We start from the raw sequence: 348 nt of genomic DNA on the forward strand, positions 1-348 counted from the left end.
TAACTGTTCAAAAGGTGTTTCAATATCAAAATCATAATGTTTTGCTAAAGAAGTTAACATTTGATAATAATAAAAATTACGGCGATCCCAACCTTTAATCGCACCACCCGCTAAAGAAATAGAAGGATTTTGCACCACACGTTTTTCATCAAAATATTGCTGAACACCCAATCCATCACAAGTAGGGCAAGCACCAGCTGGATTGTTAAAAGAAAACAATCTTGGCTCCAATTCAGGAATAGAATAACCACAATGAGGACAAGCAAAATTAGCGGAGAAAACAAATTCTTCCGCTTGTGGATTATCCATATCAGCTACAATTGCCGTGCCACCAGATAGCTCCAAGGC

General features: G+C 37.9%; 1 pseudogene. It reads right to left on the reverse strand.

The window, feature by feature from the left end:
- Nucleotides 1–348: pseudogene (locus tag EII42_RS12535) on the reverse strand (excinuclease ABC subunit A); the annotation flags it as partial.

It is taken from the genome of Tessaracoccus sp. OH4464_COT-324 (genome assembly GCF_003932855.1).
Taxonomy (GTDB): domain Bacteria; phylum Actinomycetota; class Actinomycetes; order Propionibacteriales; family Propionibacteriaceae; genus Arachnia.